The sequence below is a fragment of the Anaerofustis stercorihominis genome, from assembly GCF_024623185.1.
In the GTDB taxonomy this organism is placed as follows: domain Bacteria; phylum Bacillota; class Clostridia; order Eubacteriales; family Anaerofustaceae; genus Anaerofustis.
The window spans coordinates 59,758-82,216 of record NZ_JANJZK010000009.1 but is presented as its reverse complement, the minus strand read 5'-3'; the positions used below and the strand labels follow the sequence as shown (position 1 = coordinate 82,216).

The window sequence follows — 22,459 nt, the reverse complement described above, 5'->3', positions numbered from 1 at the left end:
ATTTTTATTGACATATCCCGCTTATTTTTTTATAATAATTTATGCTACTTACAAACGTGATAACCCACGGTTAGAGGGGAGGGTTGAAGAATGTCAGAAGTAAGATTAAGAGAAGGCGAATCACTAGAGAGCGCTTTAAAAAGATTTAAGAAAAAAACAGCTATGGCTGGTGTAATGTCTGAAATCAGAAAAAGAGAGCACTATGAAAAGCCAAGCGTTAAAAGAAAGAAAAAAGCTGAAGCAGCCAGAAAGAAAAAAAATAAAAGATAATTAGGAAGTGTTTTGTATGTCACTTAAAGAAACTTTACTTGGCGATTTGAAAAAAGCCATGAAAGAAAAAGACAATATAGCAAAATCTACTGTTACAATGGTCAGAGCTGCGATACTACAAATTGAAAAAGATACCAAGAAAGAATTAGATGATTTACAAATTCTTGATGTCGTAGCAAAACAAGTTAAACAAAGAAGAGACTCTTTAAATGAATTTGTTAAAGCAGGAAGAGATGACCTAGTTGAAGAGACTAAAGCTGAGCTTGATGTTTTGATGAAGTACTTACCTAAACAACTTTCAAAAGAGGAAGTTAAAGAAATAGTCAAAGAAGCTATTGATAAAGTAGGTGCAAAAACAGCCAAAGATATGGGCAAGATTATGAGCGAAGTTATGCCGAAAGTGAAAGGAAAGACAGACGGCAAAGTCGTTAATGAAGTAGCAAGAGAATTATTAAATTAATTATATAAGATAAGGAGTGGTGACACTTCTTATTTTTAATTTAGAGGTAATTATGAATAAAGAAAATATTTTAGTTTCGGCTTGTCTGATTGGAGAAAACTGCAAATACAGCGGAGGGAATAACAAAATCGATGATACGATAATTAATAAGCTAAGAGAAAAATATAATTTGATTTTAGTATGTCCCGAACAGCTTGGAGGACTTATGACTCCGAGAGAACCATGTGAGATAAAAAACGATAAAGTAATTACAAAGAGCGGAAAAGATGTAACTGCAAATTTTAAAGACGGAGCTTTAGAAACTTTAAAAACAGCAAAAGAAAATAACGTTAGATTTGCGATACTTAAAGCAAATTCTCCGTCATGCGGGAATAATGAAATTTATGACGGGAATTTTAACGGTACGTTGGTAAAAGGAAAAGGAATGACCGCAAGTATTTTGATTGAAAATAACATCAAAGTTTTAAATGAAAATGAGCTATAAAAAAACGCCTATTAATGGCGTTTTTTATTTCTTAATCAGTTTTCCTATCAATACATATCTTCCCTCTTCCATTTCGTATGAACACGTTGAAAGGGTTATTATTTTATCATTATCACTTATTGTTTTTCCGCTGTTGAATGTAGTATTTGACTTGGCATGTAAAAGCAAATCATCTTTATTTTCATCCAATACAAATTTATTATCATCCCATTTATATGCATCTATTACAAATCCGTAAACAACTTCTATCTCATAATTTTGATTTGGAGTGTAAAGGTCTAATGTTTTATGAGAATTATAATACTCGGGATCCTTATATCCCATAAGACTCGCAAACATACTTCCGTTTTTCATGTTATGAGCATAAAGAATAGTATTTTTACTTTTAAAGTTCTTTTTCTTTGTATAATCCATAAATACCGAACCGCTGGAATTTTGAGTGTTGTCAAATAAATGTGACAAATAATAATCATTATCGCTTCCCTGAACTACAGGATAATCTATCGTAGTATCTTTGGAATACAGCCAGCCTATTACATCGGGATTAATACTCTTTAATTTATCAAAATCTATTTCTCTTTCCGATTTCTTTGCCTCGTTTTTTATGCTTTGATATGTATTGGTCCCTTGATTATATGCAGATGTTATAGTATAAATTTTATACACCGAAAATAAAAGTGTAATGCTGAACACACCGAGAAGTACATATAATAAAATATTCTTTTTTAAACTGTTTTTATCTTTTTTATGCTTTTTGATTACTTTTACTTTTTTCTTTTTCATAGTGTACATTATATAACTTAATATAATAATTATCAAGATAACTTAAACAATAAAAAAGAAGAAAGATTATTCTTCCTTCTTATTTATCTATCGCAAACATTATTTCTCCTTTAACGGCAACTTCATCTCCAACGAGAGCCGTAGCATTGGCAAAACCTATGCCCGCTTTCATCTTCGTAAGCTCTACTTTTAAAGTCAAAGTATCTCCGGGAATGACTTGTCTTTTAAAACGTATTTTATTAACTCCGGCAAGAACTGCAATCTTACCTCTGTTTTCCTCTTTAGATAGCAATAAGACTGCACCAGTTTGAGCGAGAGCTTCGATCATCAAAACTCCCGGCATTACATGCTTTTCCGGGAAATGCCCCATAAACTGCATTTCATTGGCGCTGACGCACTTCTTTCCTATAATGGTAGTGTCATCGATTATTTCTTCGATAGTATCTACAAGTAAAAAAGGATATCTATGTGGTATTATCTTTTGAATATCATTGGAATTATAAATCATTTTATTTACCTGCCTTTTTAAATATCAATGAAGCATTATGTCCGCCGAACCCTAAAGAATTGCTCATAGCATAATTTACTTCTTCGTTCAGTCCCTTGTTTGGAACGATATTTAAATCGCAGTCTTCATCTTCGTTTTTATAATTTATCGTAGGAGGAATAAAACTGTCTTCTATAGCTTTTATTGAAATAATAGCTTCGATTGCCCCGGAAGCACCGAGAAGGTGACCTGTGTTGGACTTTGTAGAAGATATCTTAAGTTCTTTAGCATGATTTCCAAACGCTGATTTTACCGCCATGGTTTCGGTTTTATCGTTTAACGGTGTGCTGGTTCCATGTGCATTTATATAATCTATATCATTTGCTTTGATATCCGCATCTTTTATCGCATTTACCATTGCACCTGCTCCGCCGCTTCCGTCATCAATAGGAGCCGTTACATGATATGCATCGCATGTGGCACCGTAGCCTACGATTTCCGCATAGATTTTAGCTCCTCTCTTCTTCGCATGTTCATATTCTTCCAAAAGCAGAACTCCGGCACCTTCTCCCATTACAAAACCGCTTCTGTCCTTATCGAAAGGTATACTCGCTCTGTTTTTATCATCACCTTCATGAAGTGCTCTCATTGACATAAATCCTGCCATTGCAAGAGGAGTTATGGAAGCTTCACTTCCTCCGGCAAGCATTAAATCTTCATATCCGTCTCTAATTTTATGAAAAGCTTCGCCTATTGCATTACTTGCTGCGGCACAAGCTGTTACGGTGGAAGAACAATGCCCTTTAAGACCAAAATCTATTGCAACATTTCCCGCCGCAAGATTAATAAGACACATAGGAATAAAGTAAGGAGAAACCTTACTGGGACCTCTCTTTTCCATATTCATCTGTGCATTTTCTATAGTTTCGATACCGCCGATACCGCTGGCTATTATTACTCCAAAACGATTTTTATCTACATTTTCAAGGTCTATACTGCTGTCATCCATTGCCTGCATTGCAGCAATACGAGCAAATGTTGTAAACCTGTCGTTGAATTTGATTTCTCTTTTCTTAAGATATTTTTCCATATCCAAGTCTTTGACTTGTGCAGCAAGTTTAACTCTGTATTCACTCGTATCAAAATGAGTGATTTCATCGATACCGCATTTCCCCTCTTTTATAGAGTTCCACATCGTATCAACATCATTACCGATTGGAGAAACAGCTCCAAGTCCACTGATTACTACTCTTCTTTTCATCATGCCTCCTACATCACCATTCCGCCGTCTACATTTATGACCTGACCGGTTATATATCTGCTTTTTTCTCCGGCTAAGAACACCGCCAAATTAGCAACATCTTCGCCTTTTCCTATAGACTTAAGCGGAATACCCTTTAATATTTCATCTTTTGCTTTATCATTTAATTCATTTGTCATATCGCTTTCGATAAATCCGGGAGCTATAGCATTCACTCTTATCCCTCTTGAAGCAAGTTCTCTTGCAACAGACTTTGTAAGTCCGACTACACCGGCTTTACTTGCAGAGTAATTGGCTTGTCCGGCATTTCCCGATATACCTACAACGCTTGACATATTGATTATAGAACCGCTTTTTTGTTTCATCATTTGTCTGGTTGCATGTTTTATTGTATTGAAAGTACCCTTTAAATTCACATCTATTACACTGTCAAAATCTTCTTCTTTCATCCTAAGAAGCAAATTATCCCTAGTGATTCCCGAATTATTGACAAGTACATCTATACTTCCAAACTCATCAATAGTCTTCTTTATAAGCTCTTCGCTTTCACTAAAATCAGATACATTTGCTTTCACGGTAATGGCTTCCACACCATGCTCTCTGCATTCCATAGCAACTTTCTCTGCTTTTTCTCTGCTTCCGTTATAGTTTATTACTACATTATATCCGTCTTTGGCAAGAGCCACGGCAACAGCTCGTCCGATACCTCTGCCTGCTCCCGTTACAACCGCAGTTTTTCTATCCATTATTTCAACGCTCCTAACATTTCTTCAAGTGATTTATTATCCTCTACACTGTATACAGGTATATCCTTGTTTATCTTTCTCACAAATCCTTTAAGTACTTTACCGGGTCCTATTTCAACAAAAGCTTCAACACCTTTATCGATCATGTATTCAACCATCTGCATAAAGTACACACTTGATTTGATTTGTTTGGTCAATATTTCTTTTATATCTCCGTCGTATTCTTTTCCTGTCACATTATATAAAACAGGTATCTCAGGTTTCTTTATATCATATTCGCTTAATACTTTGTTAAGTTCTGCTGACGCATCTTCCAAAAGAGAGGAATGAAAAGCTCCGCTCACATTTAAAGGGATAAGTCTTCTGACTCCTTTTTCCTTAAGCAGTTCACAAGCTCTATCAACAGCTTTAACTTCACCTGTTATAACTATTTGTGCGGAAGAATTATAATTTGCTATTTCGCAAATACCTTCCGACTTTACTTCCTCACAAGTCTCTTTAATTATATCTTTATCAAAGTTCATTACCGCGACCATTTTAGAAGTTCCTTTAGGAAGAGCATTCGCCATTATCTGTCCACGTTTCCTAACGATATTAGCCGCTTCATTTACACTAAAAGCTCCCGCATAACAAAGAGCAGAATATTCACCTAATGAAAGTCCGCATACAAAATCGGGATTTATTCCCTTGGACTTAACTACGTTTGCTATAGCCATAGACGTGGTAAGTATCGCACTTTGAGAATATGCCGTATCGTCAAGCTTTTCTTTGGGCCCGTTAAAACAAAGTTCTTTAACGTCATAATCAAGCTTAACACTATCAAATATATCTCTTGCTTCAGCATATGTATCATATAATTCTTTTCCCATGCCGACACTTTGGGTTCCCTGTCCGGCAAATAAAAATCCTAGTTTCATCTATTCATTCTCCTTCAATTCTTTATTTGCACCGTCTACCAATTCTTTGATGAGTTCATGTACCGTAGTCATCTTATTAACTCTTGAAGCATTGCTTCCTACGAATATAAGTCCGTTATCCACATTCCCTTTTACGGACTGAATTAGTGCCTGAGAAATGCAGTATGGAGTATCGCTTGGATTACAAAGAGATAAACAGTTATAGCAAGAAGACATACTTATATTGCCTCTGTTTTCTACCTTTTGCATAAATGGGTTCATAATTCCTCTTCCCGGAAATCCGGTAGGACTTTTAACTATAGATATATCTTCTTTTTTTGCATTTATTACCATATCTTTAAATTCCTGTGAAGCATCACATTCTTTGGTAGCAATAAATCTTGTACCCATTTGTACTCCGTCAGCCCCCTTTTTTATAAAGTGTGCTATATCGCTTCCGGTATAAATACCCCCGGCAACAAAAACAGGAACAGTTTTTTTATACTCTTCTTCAAAAGGTGCGAGTTCGTTTTTAACATCACCAAAAATCTTATCCAGACTTTCACAAGTCCCATTTTCCAAATCTTCCTTTTTAAATCCGAGATGTCCGCCGGCTTCGCTTCCTTCTATAACAACAAAATCAGGAATTGTACTATGCCTTTTACTCCACCTTTTAAGTATCAGTCTAATAGCTCTGCCGCTCGATACTATAGGTGCAAGCAAAATACTTTTATCTTCCACAAGCTTCGGTAAATCAAGCGGAAGCCCCGCACCTGATATAATAGCGTCCACCTTAGCTTTTACCGCAGCTTTAACATATTCTGCATAATCTTTGCTTGCTACCATTATGTTAACGCCTAAAAGCCCGTTCCCTGTGCTTATTTCTCTTGCTTTTTTTGCTTCTTCAATTATTGCTTCCATATTGCATTTTAGAGAATTTTTGTTAAAGTCAGGTTTTCTGTATCCGGGATGAGCGGCACTTATCACCCCCATCGCTCCTTCTTTCATAACACTTCCTGCAAGTGAAGATAAAGATACCCCAACTCCCATTCCGCCTTGTATTATCGGAACGCTGAGCTCTTTATCTTTAATTCTTACTTCTCTTAACATTCTAACTCCTTATGTTTTTCAATTAATATTTCCAGTTCTCTCTTTGAAGAGTCCATTATATTTTTAAGTATTTCCTTCATAGGTAAAATTTCTTTGCACATTCCCGCAATTTGTCCCATCATTACGGAACCGGTAACCATATCACCTTCAAAGACAGCCTTTCTAAGCCCCCCAAGGGTAAGTTTTTCAAGTTCTTCCCTGTTTGCAAGAGTAGATTCAAGCTTTACATACTCCTTGCTCATTTTATTTTTAAGGACTCTAACAGGTGCGTTCAAACTTTTACCCGTAACTATCGTATCGGTATCCTTCGCTTTTAGAACTGCTGATTTATAATTTTCATGTATAGGACATTCCTCCGATACTAACAGACAAGTCCCCACTTGAACACCTATGGCACCGAGGGATAATGCAGCATTAAAACCTCTTCCGTCGGCAATACCTCCCGCAGCTATAACGGGAACATCAACCGCATCTACGATCTGAGGAACAAGAGCCATTGTTGTTTGTTCGCCTACATGACCGCCCGATTCGCCGCCTTCGACGATTATCGCATCGACGCCTGCTCTTGCAAGTCTTTTTGCCAGTGCTACGCTTGGAGATATAGGAAATATTTTTGCTCCTGATTTTTTTAGAGCTTCAACATATTTACCCGGATTTCCCGCTCCGGTAGTTACAACAGAAACCTTTTCTTCACAAAGCATATTCATTATTTCTTCGGTTTCAGGGTTCATCATCATTACATTTACCCCAAAAGGCTTATCCGTTAGACTTTTGCATTTATTGATCTCTTCCCTTGCCTGAACACACGTCATAGCACCTGTCCCGATAATTCCAAGTCCCCCCGCATTACTTACGCATGCCGCAAATTCGGCTGTAGCAATATTTGCCATAGCACCTTGAATAATCGGATATTTTATACCTAACATTTCATTTAACATTACCATAACTTTTCTACTATATTTCAATATAACCCGAAGCATAAGTAAATCCAGCTCCAAATCCTATTAAAACAATTTTTGCTCCTTCTTTTATTAGTCCTTTTTCCTTTGCTTCAGCCAAGGCTATAGCAACGCTTGCGGCTGAAGTATTTCCGTAATTATTTAGATTTATATATAATTTTCTTTCGTCTATTTTAAGTTTTCTGATAACATGTTTTATAATCCTGTAATTAGCCTGATGAGGAATAAATAAGTCAATATCGTCTATTGTCTTATCAGCCTTCTCAAGAACTTTGATCAAAGCTTCACTCATTGCCCTTACGGCAAAACGAAAAACATCATTCCCCGCCATTTTGATATGACCTATTTCTCTTAGTTCATTCTTTAAAGGCTCTTTTAAGCTTGGTCCTTTTATCCTAAGTTTACCTTCATTATCCCCTTCGCTGTTTGCATAGAAAAACATTTCCTTATTTGTTTCTTTTCTTTTCATTATCACAGCACCTGCACCGTCTCCAAAAAGCACACAAGTATTCCTGTCACTCCAGTCGATTACTTTGCTAAGCGTTTCCGCACCGATTATCAGAGCACATTTATATTCTATGAGCATCATACTCGCAACCTGCATTGCATACAGAAATCCGCTGCATGCGGCGCTTATATCAAAAGCCATCACATGTTTATCATTAAGCCCAAGCTTTTCTTGTATCAGACAAGCCGTAGACGGGGTTAGATTGTCGGGAGTGCAGGTGGCACATATTATTAGGTCGATATCTTCATTTTTGATACCTGCGTCATCTATTGCTTTTAACGCCGCATTATATGAAATAGCACTTGTATTTTCTTCACTGCTTATGTATCTCGTTTCTATCCCCGACCTGCTTTTTATCCACTCATCGCTGGTGTCGACTATTTTCTCCAAATCATGGTTGGTAATCATATTCTTTGGAATATAATAACCATATCCCAGAATTTTTCTATTGTTCATATTAAATCATTCCTATTTTTCGATATTTTAAAAATCTCTCTCTGGTAAGCAGCCTATCCTTTTTCTGCATAAGCTCTTTAAGTTCTGTTTCGATGTAAACAGCAATTTGTGCTGCCACATATTCAAGTCCGTTTTGAGCACCTCCGGCAGGCTCTTTTATTATATGGTCAATGATACCTTTTTCATATAAATCATAAGATGTAAGTCTCATATACTTGCTGGCTTCTTCCGCCCTGCTTTCATCTTTCCATAAGATACTCGCAAAACCTTCGGGAGAGAGGACAGAATATATTGCATTTTCAAGCATCACTATCCTATCGGCAATGCTTAATGCAAGCGCACCGCCGCTTCCCCCCTCTGAAATAACTACGCTTATTACCGGAGTTTTAAGATTAGAAAATTCATACAGACATTTTGCAATAGCTTCCGCCTGTCCTCTTTCTTCGGCACCCTTACCCGGATAAGCACCCGCAGTATCTACTATATTTATTATCGGTCTATGAAATTTTTCTGCTTCCTTTGCAAGCCTTAGAGCTTTTCTGTACCCTTCGGGGTTCATCATCCCAAAGTTTCTCGTAAGATTTTCTTCCAAAGTCTTACCTTTCGCCTGTGCCAGCACAGTAACGGGAATACCTTTAAAAGTTCCTATCCCACCGATCAAAGCATTGTCATCACCGTAACATCTGTCTCCGTGAAGTTCGTAAAAGTTATCGATTATCAAAGATATGTAATCCGAAGCCTTGGGTCTGTCCTGATGTCTTGCAAGATATACTCTGTCCCACGGTTCTAAATTTGAATAAGCTTCTTTCTTAAGCTCTATGATTTCCTTGTTTATCTCATCATATCTTTGACCTTCATCTATGTTTAAAGCAGCTTTCTCTGCTTCCCAAGCTCTAATCTTTATTTCACAATCTTTTATTTTCATAAACTTACTCCTTTATGAAGCATTATAAGTTCATATATTGTCTTTTTCATTTCGGTTCTGTCTACCACCATATCAATAAATCCTTTTTCAAGAAGAAACTCCGCTCTTTGGAATTCCTTCGGAAGAGTTTCATTAATGGTATTTTCTATAACTCTTTTTCCGGCGAAACCGACAAGTGCATTGGGCTCGGAAATTATAATGTCCCCGAGCATTGCGAATGACGCACTTACTCCTCCCGTCGTCGGATGAGTAAGAAGAGAAATATAAAATCCGCCTTCATCACTGAACTTTTTCAGTGCCGCACTGGTCTTAGCCATTTGCATTAATGACATAATGCCTTCCTGCATTCTCGCTCCCCCGCTGGTACAGCTGATGAGAAGAGGAAGTTTTCTTCTCATGGCATACTCGGTTATTCTCGTGATCTTTTCACCCACGATTTGACCCATACTTCCCATCATGAAGTTACTGTCCATGACCGCAAGAGCTATTTTTTCCGTGTTTATCCTTCCGACCCCGGTAACTACAGCTTCGTGAAGTCCCGTAGATTTTTTGCTTTTATCAAGCTTATTCGTATATCCGGGGAATTCATCTTCATTACTGCTTTCCAAGTTTCTATCAAGCTCTCTGAATGTAGATTTATCGGTAAGCTGTCTTATCCTTTCCCTTGCACTTATCTTTAAATGATGAGAGCAGTTAGGACAAACATAAAGATTATTCATCATATCTTCGTACGGAACGTTTTTATGACACACTTCACAGTTTTTTATTAAATTTTCAGGGACTTCTTTTTTATTTAAATCTTTATTGGTTCTTATCCTTCTTGATTTAAAAAGTTCAAGTCTTTCCTGTCTTTTCTTAAATAAGTTCTCCACTTTGTTCTTCCAACTCCTTTATAAACCTATCAAAAAATCCGGTATCATAATTACCTTCAATAAAAGTTTTATTATGAAGCGTCAAATAATGAAATTCTATATTAGTTTTTACTCCGTCTATTATAAGCTCTTCAAGGGCTACTCTCATTTTCTTGATACACTCTAACCTGGTTGGTGCGAATGTAATAAGTTTAAGTATCATCGAATCGTAATAAGGCGGTATTTCATATCCGGTGTACACCGCACTGTCTATCCTTATACCTCTGCCTCCCGGAAGATGTAAAAACTTAATCTTTCCGGGGGAAGGAGCAAAATCTCTTTCCATATCTTCCGCATTTATCCTGCATTCCATTGCATAACCGTTACATTTTATATCTTCCTGTCTAAGAGATAATTTTTGTCCGCCTGCAACCTTGATTTGATGTTTAACTATATCCACTCCGCTTATCATCTCGGATATTGGATGTTCGACTTGAATTCTTGTATTCATTTCCATGAAGTAATACTTACCGCTTTTATCAAGCAGAAATTCAATAGTACCCACACTGTCATATCCAACATGCCTACAGGCTTTTATTGCATCGGCTATCATTGATTTTCTTATCTTATCATCAAGAACGTGACAAGGAGCTTCTTCTATAAGCTTTTGATTTCTTCTTTGAAAAGAACAGTCTCTTTCAAACAAATGAATTACATTTCCGTGTTTATCACCTAAGAGCTGAATTTCAATATGTTTAGGATTTTCAATATACTTTTCCAAATACACATCGCTGTCTCCAAAACAAGCCTTAGCCTCGCTGACAGCATTATTGAAGTTATCTTCAAACTCATCTTCGCTTTGAACGATCCTCATTCCTCGTCCCCCGCCGCCATTACTGGCTTTTATGATTATGGGATAAGAAATCTCCTTGGCAAGTTTTATTCCTTCTTCGGCACTCTTTATTATTTCTTTGGAACCGGGTACGACAGGCACTCCGGCTTCAATCATCATTTTCCTTGCTTCGCTTTTATTTCCAAGCTTTTCTATAACATCCGGATTTGGTCCGATAAAAATCAGTCCGCACCCGATAATAAGTCTTGCGAATTTAGGATTTTCACTTAAAAAACCAAAACCGGGATGTACTGCGTCAGCACCAACCGAACACGCAGCTTCTATTATATTACTCATATTCAAATAACTGTCATTAGCTTTAGCCGGTCCTATACAAATCGCTTCATCCGCTATTTGGACATGAAGAGAATCTTTATCTGCAGTCGAATAAACCGCGACGGTTTTAATACCCATTTCTTTACAGGTCCTAATAATCCTTACCGCAATTTCTCCTCTGTTAGCAATTAAAACTTTCTTAATCATTTACTCACCTATTAAAACAAGATCATCGTCAAATTGAACCATTTCTCCGTCTGTTTTATTTACTTTTAAAACTGTTCCGGATGAGGGTGCCTTTATTTCATTCATAACTTTCATAGCTTCGATAATACATAGAGTATCGCCTTTTTTAACGCTGTCACCTACGCCTACGTATTCATTTGAATTTTCGTTAGGCTTAGAATAAAAAGTACCGACCAACGGAGACTTAATCCAATTTCCTTTATCCTCTTCTTTTTCTTCTGCATTTACGTTTTCTGCTAAATCCATACTATTGTTTTGAGCAGCGAATGTACTTTCTTGAACGGCAGCAGAAGGTATTGAAGTAACGATATTACGATTTTCTTTTTCAAGCTTAATCTTGATCTCTTTATCTTCGACTTCCAATTTATGAACATCGGAATGTTCAAATATATCTATAACTTGTTTAATTATTTTAGTATCCAAAATATCCTCCTTTAATTAAAGCTTATATCTTCAATTAATTATATATAAAGTACTGATTTATTATTTAATAAATCTATACCTGAAATCATCTATAAAACTAATAACCAAATTACTTTGATTATCAAACTATTACATTGTATAAATTCGTATAAAAAATATAAAAGGGCTTAATATAAGCCCGCTTAAAGTTTAAAAATATGTAATCTATGCTTGTTTTTCTTTAATTATATCAATAATATCTTGTACTGTTACTAATTTTTCCAATTCTTCGTCTTCGATTTGAACGTCGAATTCAGTTTCAAGTTCTAATGATAATTCCACTGCTGCAAGTGAGTCGATATCTAAATCTTCTTTTAATCTTGCATCAGGAGTAATAAGATTTTCATCAATATCCAATGCATCTACCAACACTTTTTTAATATCTTCTAACATAAATATAGTCCTCCTAAATTCTTTGATATTCAAAGTATTTACGTATTATATACTTAATTTAATTTAAAGTAAATACTTTTTTATCCATATCAGTTAAAAAATATTAATAAATCATTAAAAATCACACCTTAATAATACTCAGTATCATTAAGAAAATTCTACAAATTTTATAATAAAAAAATACTGCCATACGACAGCATTTAAATTTTATATTAGAAAAATAAAACTGTTTGAGCCAACATAAGCCCGCAAAGTATTACCGATTGAACCAATGCATTAAATTTGGTCGGAGAGTTAACTGCCTTTAACAGTTTACCTACCGCAAGAACAAATATAATATCAAATCCAAGCCCCACAAAATCAAGTGCCAAAACAAATTGTCCCATAATCAAAAGTACTATGGCAACGATCAAAATAACCAAAAAGTTAAATGATGACATAATAAACCTCTGAAGCTGAGAAGCAATCATTACTTCTTTCTCTCTCTCTTCTATATAAAATATAAAATAAGCAAGTATACTAAATACTATGAGCCAAAGCGTTTTCATTGAAAATACATTAAAGACTATATTGTTTCCCGACACGGAAAGTAAGTATAACATTACAAGAACCAATCCCGTAACAGCTAATCCGCCTTTTATGTTATCTTTAGGATCCTTATAAAATATTTGACTGCCTATATCATTTGCGATATTAGTCCTATAGTATAAATAAAATATTACTATTCCATAACATGATATCAATGATATTTTAACGAGAACAAAATATGGAACGGCAATGATTGGACTCGCCAAGAAGTATATAGCTACAGGAAGCAGGAACACTAAAATGCATGCAGGTAAAACAGCAATCAATTTAGATATTACAAACTCCTTATTAAAAGGAATGCTTCCTTTTTCCTTATAATAATCTTTGCCTCTGATCTTATAAGCAAGGATTATAATCGCAAGTGCCAATAGGCTCAAAAATACACTCATAAAACTTTTTACTGTTAAAAAAACATTTGGAGTATATTGATATCCGTCTCTTGATGCTATATAACTAACGGTCTCATCGATAACGCTTTTATTTTCAATTTCATTTATTGGAAGAACATTCTTCACAACAGAAAGAGTAACTTCATTCTCGTTGACAGCACCGGTCGAACCTTGTTCAAGCCTTTGTTTTAGAGCTTCATTTTCTGCTACACTGGATTTATTGTTCAAGTTGGAAGTAATCAAATGTATATTTTCTCCCGGATTTGACGCACTTAAATCCTTCATAAACTTGACATTTTCTTCTTTAACAAAGTTAATTACGTCTAAATCAAGCTTATCTAAAATATTTGTTTCCGTAGAAATAAGTGTTAAATCTTTTGGATTAAAAAATCCTTTTGTTGCGGTTTGAAGAGCAGTCCTCGCAGAAACACCGCTCGCTATGATATGTATATTTTCTTCATTTAATTTTGCAAGCTGAGAGAATGCAACAACTCCGGTATAATACTGTTCTGCAAGATATTCACTTTGTTTATATCCAAACTCAACGCTACCTTTTGTATGTCCCTGACTCGGCAAATCAAAGACGTATACATGATATCCGAGTTTTGCGAATTCTTCTACCATGAACCATGTATCTTTTGCATTTTGATTTAAATCATTTACAATAAATACACCCATGTCTTTGGTTCCGCGGTGATATTTTGCAGATATTTTTAGCTCATCAATATTATAGTAGTTGACTTTATCCATCTTATAAAAGGTATTAGTTGAATATACCTGAGCAAGACAGCCCACTACAAATATTCCTATCAATACTATTAGCAATATATTAAGTTTCGACTTTAATTTCGATTTCATATGTAAACCTCGTACTAGGGATTTTTTCTATTTTCAGCTAATAATTATACCATAAACTATAAATTTTAACAAATAAGAAAGAAAAAAGACTTTTCTTTTGAGCTATCTTTAATTTGATGTTTTGATTTATATATGTATTTTAGTTTTTATTACTAAATAATCCGGATATCTTAAGTTATATTTAAAGGTTCGAGTAACTTAGTAATATAAATAAGGGCGCGGAATCTGCAAAGGCCGGCATAGTGCCCGCGATATATATTAAATAAATAAAAAGACAAAATCAAAATTTTGCCTTTTAATATTTATAATATTAATTTTGCTACATTATAGACTATGAATGCCATTACATATGCTATTCCCGTTTGATACATTGCGGTAAATACAGCACCTTTAAAAGAACCTATTTCTCTTTTTGCTGCCGCAAATGCAGCCGCACAAGGCATATATAATAAGGTAAATGTTAAAAACGATATTGCCGCAGGTAAAGTAAGCATTGATGACAATACCGCAGGCAGAGTATTTAGTGTACTTCCCGTTAAAATAGCCAAAGTACTTACGACTACCTCTTTTGCACTGAACCCTGCAATAAGAGCTGTTACGAATTTCCACTCTCCAAAGCCGAGAGGCTTGAATATTACTGCAAGATGTGTTCCTATTGACGCAAGCATACTTGACGCAGGATTTGCGACCATATTGAATCTAAAATCAAAGTTTTCCAAGAACCAAATAAGTACGCTAGCTACAAAAATAATCGTAAATGCCTTAGTAATAAAATCTTTAGCCTTTTCATAACTAAGCCTTGTCAGTGACTTGATTGAAGGCAGTCTGTATGGAGGAAGTTCCATTACAAAAGGCATAGCTTCTCCTTTAAAAATACTATTTTTAAGTAAAAATCCTGACAATATCGCAGTAAATATACCAAGAAGATAAAAGCATATCATAACCAAAGGAAGGTTATCATTAAAGAAAGCTGCCGCAAAAACAGTATATATAGGAAGCTTCGCACTGCATGACATAAAAGGAGTAAGAAGTACCGTCATCTTTCTGTCTCTGGAGCTGTTGAGGGTCCTCGTTGCCATTATTCCGGGAACTGAACACCCAAAGCCGATAAGCATAGGCACAAAACTCTTTCCGCTAAGTCCTATCCTTCTGAGAGGCTTGTCCATTATAAACGCAATTCTAGCCATATATCCGCTGTCTTCGAGAAGAGATAAAAAGAAGAACAGTGTTACGATTATCGGAAGGAAGGATAAAACTATGGATACCCCGCTGTAAATCCCGTCAGTAACTAAAGAATGAAGTGTCGGGTTTATTTTAAGAGCGGTAAGCCCCATATCCAGTGCTATTTTAAACTGTTCCAATAATAATTCAAAAGCGTCACTTAAAAATGCACCTATAACACCAAATGTCAAATAGAAAATCGCACCCATAATAAGTATAAAAATAGGGAGTGCAAAATATTTATTAGTAAGAACAGTATCTATCTTGACGCTTTGAATATGCTCTTTGGTATGTGCTACTTTATGTACGCTGTCTTTGCATAATGTTTCGATATATTCATATCTCATTTCCGCAATCGCTGCTTCTCTGTCAAGCCCCACGGAATCTTCCATTTCCTCAACTATATGTCCTATTATATCTTTATCAGCCTCACTAAGTTCAAGCTGTTCTTCAAGCAGAGTATCACCCTCTACTATTTTAGAAACACAAAACCTAACGGGAAGATGTTTTTCTTCCGCATTGGCTTCTATTATATGAGATATGGAATGTATCGCCTTATGTATATATCCGCTGCAAAAATCGATCTTACCTCTAAAAGAATTCTCTGTAATCAAATCTTCAGCTACGGCAACCAGTTCTTCCGTACCCTGATTTTTTGCCGCTTGGATGGGTATACAGTCTACATTTAAAGTTTCTGCTATTTTATCAATATCAATACTGTTTCCGCAGGCAATGACCTCGTCCATCATACTGAGTGCGATTACCATGGGAATATTAAGTTCAAGTAATTGTAAAGTTAAATATAGATTTCTTTCTATATTAGTTGCATCGATTATATTTATGATAAGGTCCGGCTTGTCCTTCATTAAAAAGTCTCTGGTTACGACTTCTTCACTTGTATACGGAGAAAGTGAATATATACCCGGAAGGTCTACCAAGTTTATATTTTCATGACCCTTTATAGGTCCTTCTTTCTTATCAACAGTTACTCCGGGGAAATTGCCTACATGTGCATTGCTCCCGGTCAAAGCATTGAATAAAGTTGTCTTACCGCAGTTTTGATTACCTACCAAAGCAAAGGTTTTTTCCATTTTAAATTACCTCAACTTCTATTTTATTTGCATCATCTTTTCTAAGAGTAAGTTCAAAACCTCTTAAATTTATTTCGATCGGATCACCTAGAGGTGCAACCTTTCTTATAAAAACCGTAGTCTTCGGAATTAATCCTATATCCAAAAGTCTTCTTCTTATTGCAGGCTCTCCGCCGGTACTTTTAATAATCGCTTTTTGACCGATTTTCAGTTCATCTAAAGTCATATTGTCCCTCACCAATTTCAGTTAGCTTATGCTACCTTTAAATTATACAACTGTACTTATTATTAAGTCAACTAAAATATAGAATATTAATCATTACTGCCCATAGTTGATTTTATATAATAAATAAATTATTATACTATCCGCACAACATTAATGAACATATGTTTGATTTTTGCTATATTTTATGTTATATTTTTTATTATACGAAAGGAATGTTAAAAAAAATGGGGAGAATTATATTTCATATTGATGTTAATTCAGCTTTTTTATCATGGCAGGCTGCTTATAATAAAAAAATGGGAAATAATGAAGTTGACCTAAGAAATATACCAAGTGCGGTAGGAGGAGACGAAGCCAAAAGAAAAGGTGTAGTTCTGGCCAAATCTCAAAAAGCTAAAAAATATGGTGTAAAAACCGGAGAAAGTTTATTTGAAGCAAGAAAAAAATGTCCCAATCTTTTAGTAGTAAAGCCTAACTTTAAAATATATAGAATGTATTCAAATAAATTATTTGATTTACTCAGTGAATACTCCGATACGATAGAAAGATACTCCATTGACGAGTGCTTTCTTGATTATACTTTCAGCCAAAAATTGTTTGGAGAGCCGATCAAAGCAGCATATAAAATAAAAGAAAGAATAAAAAGAGAGCTTGGTTTTACCGTTAATATAGGAATTTCAAACAATAAACTTCTTGCAAAAATGGCAGGAGATCTAAAGAAACCTGACAAAGTAATCACTCTCTTTCCGGAGGAAATAGAAGAAAAAATGTTTCCCCTTAATATAAATGAACTATTTATGGTAGGCAGAAAAACAAAAGAAAAGTTAAATAGTTTGGGGATTAAAACTATCGGTGATCTAAATAAATGCTCAATGGAATTTTTAATAAACAATTTTAAACAAGCTCAAGGGACGATGTTATATAATTATTCTCATGGAATAGACGAAAGCGAAGTAGAAATTTCAAGACAGACAAAATCAATAGGAAACAGCACCACACTTAAAAACGATACAACAGATATAGCTGAGATAAAAAAAGTATTCCTTGCTTTGAGCGATAGCATAGGAACAAGGCTAAGAAGAAAAAACTTAAAAGGCAATACAATAACAGTAACTATAAAAAATAATCTATTTCATTCTTATTCACATCAACGGACTCTGCCTTACTTTACAAACTCCACTAACACGATATATGAACAGTCATTTAAACTATTCAATGAATTTTGGAATAATGATGCAATAAGACTGCTCGGAGTAAGTGTTGGCGGACTTGATAAAGAAAAAATAAATCAGCTTTCTTTAATTGAAGAAAAAATCGAAAATGAAAAAATGAAAAAAGTTGAAGAAGTAATGGACAAATTAAGAGATAACTACGGACAGGATATAATAAAAAGAGGTGAACCCAAAGAAAAAACACATAAGACAATTTCGGACAAACTTGATTATTTCAAATAAAAGCTCCATTTCGGAGCTTTTATTCATCAAAACCGCTTAATACCAATATATCGTCATTTTTGATTTTAGTATTTCCCCTCGGAATAACGGTCTTTTTCCCTCTTTTAATCATTACAATAAGTCTTCTTTTATTTTTAAAAGTTATTTCACTTATACTTTTATTTATCCACTCAGGTCTATCTTCAGCTTTAACTTCTTTTAATTTAATATTATCATCATTATAAAGTTTTGCATTAAAAATTATAATATCCCCTTCTCTAAGCATAGTATTGCCATTTGGGACAATGGAATCCTCTCCTCTTTTTATCATTACTATAAGCATTTTCTTTGGAAGGCTTAAATCACATAATTTTTTATTTAAGAAATCCGTATCCTTAGTAACCTTTATTTGCACCAGTTCCATATCGGTAACTTCGTTATAATCCGTAAAAGTCTTAAATACATCCTCTTCGTTGTCAACAACATCCAGCTTTTTGGCAACGTAAGGAAGAAGTGTACCTTGAAATAAAATTGAAAATATTGCTACCAAAAATACTATATGATAAATATCTATACTTAATTGGGCTCCCGAAGCTATCACAATAATTGCAAAAACTATTGAGGCTGCACCTCTAAGTCCGGAAAAAGAAATAAATAATATTTGTTTTAAATTCACTTTAAACGGTTTTAATATAATAAATACTACTATTGGTCTGGCGATAAAAGTTAAGAATAACATTATAGAAAGTGCAGTTAAAAATATATCAGGGATCTGACTAGGAAAGGATAATAATCCTAAAATAAAGAATATTATCATTTGAGCAAGTCCGGTGATACCGTTAAAGAAATGAACAAGAGATATCTTATTTTTTATATTACTGTTACCCAAAATAAGTCCTGCAATATATACACTTAAATATCCATTTCCTCCTATAGTAACAGGAAGAGCATATGCAGTAAGTGCAAGAGCAAATACAAATATAGTATCAAGTCCGTCTCCCTTTAAGTTTACTTTATTTAAAATATATATTCCGATTAAACCTATCAATACACCGATAATAAGTCCGAAAATAATTTCTTTGAATATAAATGTAACTATCGAGCCATGACTTCCCACACCCATCAATGTTAAGGTAAGCATTGTCATAATAAATGCAAATGGATCATTACTCCCGCTTTCAATTTCCAGGATGGAAGCAAGACCGTTTTTTAAATTGAGCTTGTGAAGCCTCAGTATGGAAAAAACACTGGCAGCATCGGTCGAACCAAGCAAAGAGCCTATTAACAGTCCGGTTAAAAAGTCAAATTTAAGAATATATGTAGAAAATAATGCCACCCAAAAAGCTGTCAATATTACACCTAACGTCGATAAACTCACAGCTTTGTTTATAACAGGTTTAGCTATATTCCAGTTTGTACAAAAACCACCGAAGAACATTATAAAAATGAGGGCTATGCTGCAAATCATCTCCGCTAATTTATAATCATCAAAATAAATTTTGAAAATCCCGTCACTACCAAATAATATACCTATACCAATGAAAATAAGAAGTGCGGGAAGTCCTATTTTATTGGAAAGCTTATTACAAAAAAGACAAAGTATTATCACAAGGGCAGAAATCAATAAATAAAATGTCATCCCAAACCTCCTTTTTATAAAAAAGCCCAACAAAAGTTATTAAACATCTTTGTTAGGCTTAACTAATTTATTAATTATATTATATCAAAAATATTAATATTTGTCTATTCTTAATAAAATAGAAAAATAAATTTACTTAATAAAAAAAGAGGATATATAAATCCTCTTTTTATCTCTGACCTTTTTTTCTGTTTTTCTTCTTTTCTTTTCTGGCTTTTCGCCTAGCTTTTTTCTCTTCCTGTTCTCTCAATATCTCTTCTTCGCTTTTTACTATAGCCTCTACTTCTTTAACGTCATCGACTACATTAACCATTAAATCTTCATCAATGGCTTTAGGCTTTTTGCGTTCCGGCATACGAACCCTATCAGGATTTTTGAGTTTTTGTTTCTCTTTAATCATATACCAAACGGGAACGGCTACACATATGGAAGAAAATACACCCGATACAAAACCAATCATCATTGGGAATACAAATTCTTTGATAGATGTAGTACCGAATATCAATAACGGAGTTACAGCTAAAAGAGTGGTGAGTGTCGTATTGATAGAACGAGTCATTGTCTGGTTGATACTTACATTTACGAGATTATAATAATCGCCTCTTTTAACCTTTGGACTGTTTTCCCTTACCCTGTCAAAGGTAATTATAGTATCGTTTATTGAATAACCGAGTATAGTAAGCATAGCTGCAATAAATGATGAATTTACTTGTATTTGGAATATTGAAAATACTCCGAGAACCATACACATATCAAATATTAGAGAGAATATGGCACACAGTCCCTGCATAAATTCAAATCTGAATGTTATATAAATGAGCATACATATTACCGCTATAATACATGCCTTCACTGCCATGGATCTAAGTTCATCTCCGACGGTTCCGGACACATTATCTATTGAAAGCAAATCTTTTTCTTGTAAATCATATTTGGTTTTAAAATCATTGAATAAAGATTTTCTTTCACTGTCTGTAAAATCTTTGCTTGTACTGATAACAGCCTGAGTTCCGTTATCCCCTGAAGTCGTTACTTCGGCTTTGCTGTCATACTTACCGGAAATAGCTTTTACATCATCAACATCAAATTTCTGATGAAGCTCCATTGTTATGATAGTCCCGCCTTTAAAGTCTATACCGAAATCTAAACCTCTGAACAATACAGAACCGAGAGATACAACAATAAGCACCAATGCTATGACAAGGTATTTTTTTGCGTGTTTGGCAAAATCAATTTTAATCTTATTATTCATTGTCATTACCTCCCACGTTCTTTATACCAAATAATTTTAAGTCACTGAATTTATCCGAAGAAGTAACTAAAATCATTAATTTCTTTGTAACAAATACTGCGGTGAACATACTTACAACGACCCCTACCATAAGAGTAAGCGCAAATCCTTTTATAGTCCCCGCACCAAGGAAGAATAATACCAGACCTGCAATAATGGTCGTAATATTAGCATCGATAATAGATGTCAAGGCTCTGGAGAAGCCTGCCTCTATTGAACCCATTATTGTCTTACCGCTTCTAAGCTCTTCTTTCATTCTTTCAAATATGATTACATTACTGTCAACAGCCATACCTATGGACAGAATGATACCTGCAATACCGGGAAGGGTCAGTGTAACCCCAAGACCGGACATTAAGAATAAATAAATCACTATATAAATAGCAAGCGAAATATCGGCAACAACTCCCGGAAGAAGATAAAATACTATCATGAATAAGAATACCAAACCTACACCTATAACACCGGCTTTCAAACTCTTATTTAAAGAATCCGCACCGAGAGTTGGTCCGATAGTCCTTATTTCAATCGCTTCAAGTTCTACAGGAAGTGAACCCGCTTTAATTAAAGTCGCAAGCTTTGTAGCTTCTTCTCCGTCTTTCATTCCCGTAATTACACATTTGCCGTCCGTTATCGCACTTTGAACCGTAGGTGTGGAAATCTTCTCTCCGTCAAGTTCAATAGAAATAACTTTGCCTATATTGTTACTTGTTGCGTCGGCAAATGCTTTTGCCCCTTTATCATCAAATGTAAGAGATACTACAGGTTCTTCAACGTAGTTATTAGTCTTTTGAATTTCATACTTTGCACTCTTTACACTCGAACCGTCAAGGATTACTTTCCCGTCGGGTCCCACGAATTGCAACTTCGCGGTCTTACCGATCATAGATAAGGCTTCTTCCTGATCTTCAACATCCGGTATAGATACTCTGATTTTATCATTACCTTGTTTTGATATCGTCGGTTCTTTTACACCAAGAGAGTCGATACGAGTTCTTATAGTTTCGACTGCTTTATCTAAAGTATCGTCATTTATTTTATTTCCGTCGCTTTCTTTAGCCTGTAGTACCACATTAACCCCGCCGGTCAAATCAAGTCCGTAATTAATGGTATCTTTTATAGGATCAATATCATAAATACCTATGACCTTACTTACAGGAAGACCGAACATGAAAACATAGTAACAAAAAGCTACGGCGACTAAGATAAATAACATCTTCAGCCCATTTTTCTTTTTCATATATCCTCTACTCCTAAA

23 protein-coding genes are annotated in these 22,459 nt (G+C 34.9%); 4 read left to right on the top strand and 19 right to left on the bottom strand.

From position 1 onward, the window contains the following. Positions 1 to 90: 90 nt before the first annotated feature. The 3 genes from rpsU to NSA01_RS06855 are packed head-to-tail and all read left to right on the top strand — an operon-like array spanning position 91 to position 1,214. Positions 91 to 270 carry a 30S ribosomal protein S21 gene (gene rpsU / locus NSA01_RS06865; protein WP_007050870.1) on the top strand — a complete coding sequence of 60 codons (180 nt, stop codon included), beginning with the start codon at positions 91 to 93 and terminating at the stop codon, positions 268 to 270. Between the two features lie 16 nt (positions 271 to 286). After that, positions 287 to 730, top strand: coding sequence for a GatB/YqeY domain-containing protein (locus tag NSA01_RS06860; protein WP_257480739.1), 444 nt, complete (start codon positions 287 to 289; stop codon positions 728 to 730). 52 nt (positions 731 to 782) lie between these two features. Then, the gene (locus tag NSA01_RS06855) at positions 783 to 1,214 is read left to right on the top strand and encodes a DUF523 domain-containing protein (protein WP_257480738.1); all 432 of its coding nucleotides are present in this window, start codon (positions 783 to 785) and stop codon (positions 1,212 to 1,214) included. A gap of 24 nt (positions 1,215 to 1,238) precedes the next feature. Here NSA01_RS06855 and srtB read toward each other — a convergent pair whose 3' ends face one another. The 16 genes from srtB to NSA01_RS06775 all read right to left on the bottom strand — a co-directional run bounded on the left by srtB (position 1,239) and on the right by NSA01_RS06775 (position 16,838). Beyond that, positions 1,239 to 1,997: a class B sortase gene (gene srtB, locus NSA01_RS06850; protein ID WP_257480737.1), complete on the bottom strand. Its 759-nt coding sequence runs from the start codon at positions 1,995 to 1,997 to the stop codon at positions 1,239 to 1,241. A 79-nt stretch (positions 1,998 to 2,076) separates the two neighbouring features. After that, on the bottom strand, positions 2,077 to 2,502 hold the full coding sequence (fabZ, locus tag NSA01_RS06845; RefSeq protein ID WP_257480771.1) for a 3-hydroxyacyl-ACP dehydratase FabZ: 426 nt from the start codon (positions 2,500 to 2,502) through the stop codon (positions 2,077 to 2,079). Between the two features lie 4 nt (positions 2,503 to 2,506). Then, positions 2,507 to 3,745, bottom strand: coding sequence for a beta-ketoacyl-ACP synthase II (gene fabF, locus NSA01_RS06840; RefSeq protein WP_257480736.1), 1,239 nt, complete (start codon positions 3,743 to 3,745; stop codon positions 2,507 to 2,509). Positions 3,746 to 3,753: 8 nt separating this feature from the next. After that, positions 3,754 to 4,494: a 3-oxoacyl-[acyl-carrier-protein] reductase gene (gene fabG / locus NSA01_RS06835; RefSeq protein ID WP_373887187.1), complete on the bottom strand. Its 741-nt coding sequence runs from the start codon at positions 4,492 to 4,494 to the stop codon at positions 3,754 to 3,756. Continuing rightward, positions 4,491 to 5,408 (bottom strand): ACP S-malonyltransferase, encoded by a 918-nt coding sequence (gene fabD / locus NSA01_RS06830; RefSeq protein ID WP_257480734.1) that lies wholly within the window; start codon positions 5,406 to 5,408, stop codon positions 4,491 to 4,493. The genes fabG and fabD overlap by 4 nt, the downstream gene beginning before the upstream one ends. Beyond that, entirely contained in the window at positions 5,409 to 6,497 is a 1,089-nt protein-coding gene (locus NSA01_RS06825) for an NAD(P)H-dependent flavin oxidoreductase (protein ID WP_257480733.1), read from the bottom strand. Further along, entirely contained in the window at positions 6,491 to 7,441 is a 951-nt protein-coding gene (locus NSA01_RS06820) for a DUF561 domain-containing protein (RefSeq protein WP_257480731.1), read from the bottom strand. Before NSA01_RS06820 ends, NSA01_RS06825 begins: the two co-directional genes overlap by 7 nt. Positions 7,442 to 7,451: 10 nt before the next feature. Next, positions 7,452 to 8,420 carry a beta-ketoacyl-ACP synthase III gene (locus NSA01_RS06815; protein WP_257480730.1) on the bottom strand — a complete coding sequence of 323 codons (969 nt, stop codon included), beginning with the start codon at positions 8,418 to 8,420 and terminating at the stop codon, positions 7,452 to 7,454. 1 nt (position 8,421) lies between these two features. Beyond that, a complete protein-coding gene (locus NSA01_RS06810) occupies positions 8,422 to 9,345 on the bottom strand; it encodes an acetyl-CoA carboxylase carboxyltransferase subunit alpha (RefSeq protein ID WP_257480729.1) in 924 nt (307 codons plus the stop codon). Further along, positions 9,342 to 10,217: an acetyl-CoA carboxylase, carboxyltransferase subunit beta gene (gene accD, locus NSA01_RS06805; protein WP_257480728.1), complete on the bottom strand. Its 876-nt coding sequence runs from the start codon at positions 10,215 to 10,217 to the stop codon at positions 9,342 to 9,344. Before accD ends, NSA01_RS06810 begins: the two co-directional genes overlap by 4 nt. Continuing rightward, positions 10,201 to 11,571 carry an acetyl-CoA carboxylase biotin carboxylase subunit gene (locus tag NSA01_RS06800; protein WP_257480727.1) on the bottom strand — a complete coding sequence of 457 codons (1,371 nt, stop codon included), beginning with the start codon at positions 11,569 to 11,571 and terminating at the stop codon, positions 10,201 to 10,203. Before NSA01_RS06800 ends, accD begins: the two co-directional genes overlap by 17 nt. Then, on the bottom strand, positions 11,572 to 12,033 hold the full coding sequence (gene accB, locus NSA01_RS06795) for an acetyl-CoA carboxylase biotin carboxyl carrier protein (protein WP_257480726.1): 462 nt from the start codon (positions 12,031 to 12,033) through the stop codon (positions 11,572 to 11,574). A gap of 204 nt (positions 12,034 to 12,237) precedes the next feature. Then, on the bottom strand, positions 12,238 to 12,465 hold the full coding sequence (locus NSA01_RS06790; protein WP_007050855.1) for an acyl carrier protein: 228 nt from the start codon (positions 12,463 to 12,465) through the stop codon (positions 12,238 to 12,240). A 212-nt stretch (positions 12,466 to 12,677) separates the two neighbouring features. Beyond that, a complete protein-coding gene (locus NSA01_RS06785; protein WP_257480725.1) occupies positions 12,678 to 14,300 on the bottom strand; it encodes a hypothetical protein in 1,623 nt (540 codons plus the stop codon). Between the two features lie 302 nt (positions 14,301 to 14,602). Beyond that, positions 14,603 to 16,612 (bottom strand): ferrous iron transport protein B, encoded by a 2,010-nt coding sequence (gene feoB / locus NSA01_RS06780; protein WP_257480724.1) that lies wholly within the window; start codon positions 16,610 to 16,612, stop codon positions 14,603 to 14,605. 1 nt (position 16,613) lies between these two features. Continuing rightward, the gene (locus NSA01_RS06775; RefSeq protein WP_257480723.1) at positions 16,614 to 16,838 is read right to left on the bottom strand and encodes a FeoA family protein; all 225 of its coding nucleotides are present in this window, start codon (positions 16,836 to 16,838) and stop codon (positions 16,614 to 16,616) included. Between the two features lie 224 nt (positions 16,839 to 17,062). On the opposite strand from NSA01_RS06775, the gene NSA01_RS06770 reads away from it, so the two are divergent. After that, on the top strand, positions 17,063 to 18,292 hold the full coding sequence (locus NSA01_RS06770) for a Y-family DNA polymerase (protein ID WP_257480722.1): 1,230 nt from the start codon (positions 17,063 to 17,065) through the stop codon (positions 18,290 to 18,292). A gap of 19 nt (positions 18,293 to 18,311) precedes the next feature. Here the strand turns inward: NSA01_RS06770 and NSA01_RS06765 are convergent, their stop codons facing one another. The 3 genes from NSA01_RS06765 to secD form a co-directional block, all read right to left on the bottom strand. Beyond that, positions 18,312 to 19,910, bottom strand: coding sequence for a potassium/proton antiporter (locus tag NSA01_RS06765; protein ID WP_257480721.1), 1,599 nt, complete (start codon positions 19,908 to 19,910; stop codon positions 18,312 to 18,314). Between the two features lie 169 nt (positions 19,911 to 20,079). Beyond that, complete coding sequence (gene secF, locus NSA01_RS06760) at positions 20,080 to 21,162, bottom strand: protein translocase subunit SecF (protein WP_257480720.1); 1,083 nt, start codon at positions 21,160 to 21,162, stop codon at positions 20,080 to 20,082. Beyond that, positions 21,155 to 22,441: a protein translocase subunit SecD gene (gene secD, locus NSA01_RS06755; RefSeq protein WP_257480719.1), complete on the bottom strand. Its 1,287-nt coding sequence runs from the start codon at positions 22,439 to 22,441 to the stop codon at positions 21,155 to 21,157. Before secD ends, secF begins: the two co-directional genes overlap by 8 nt. Positions 22,442 to 22,459: the final 18 nt, after the last annotated feature.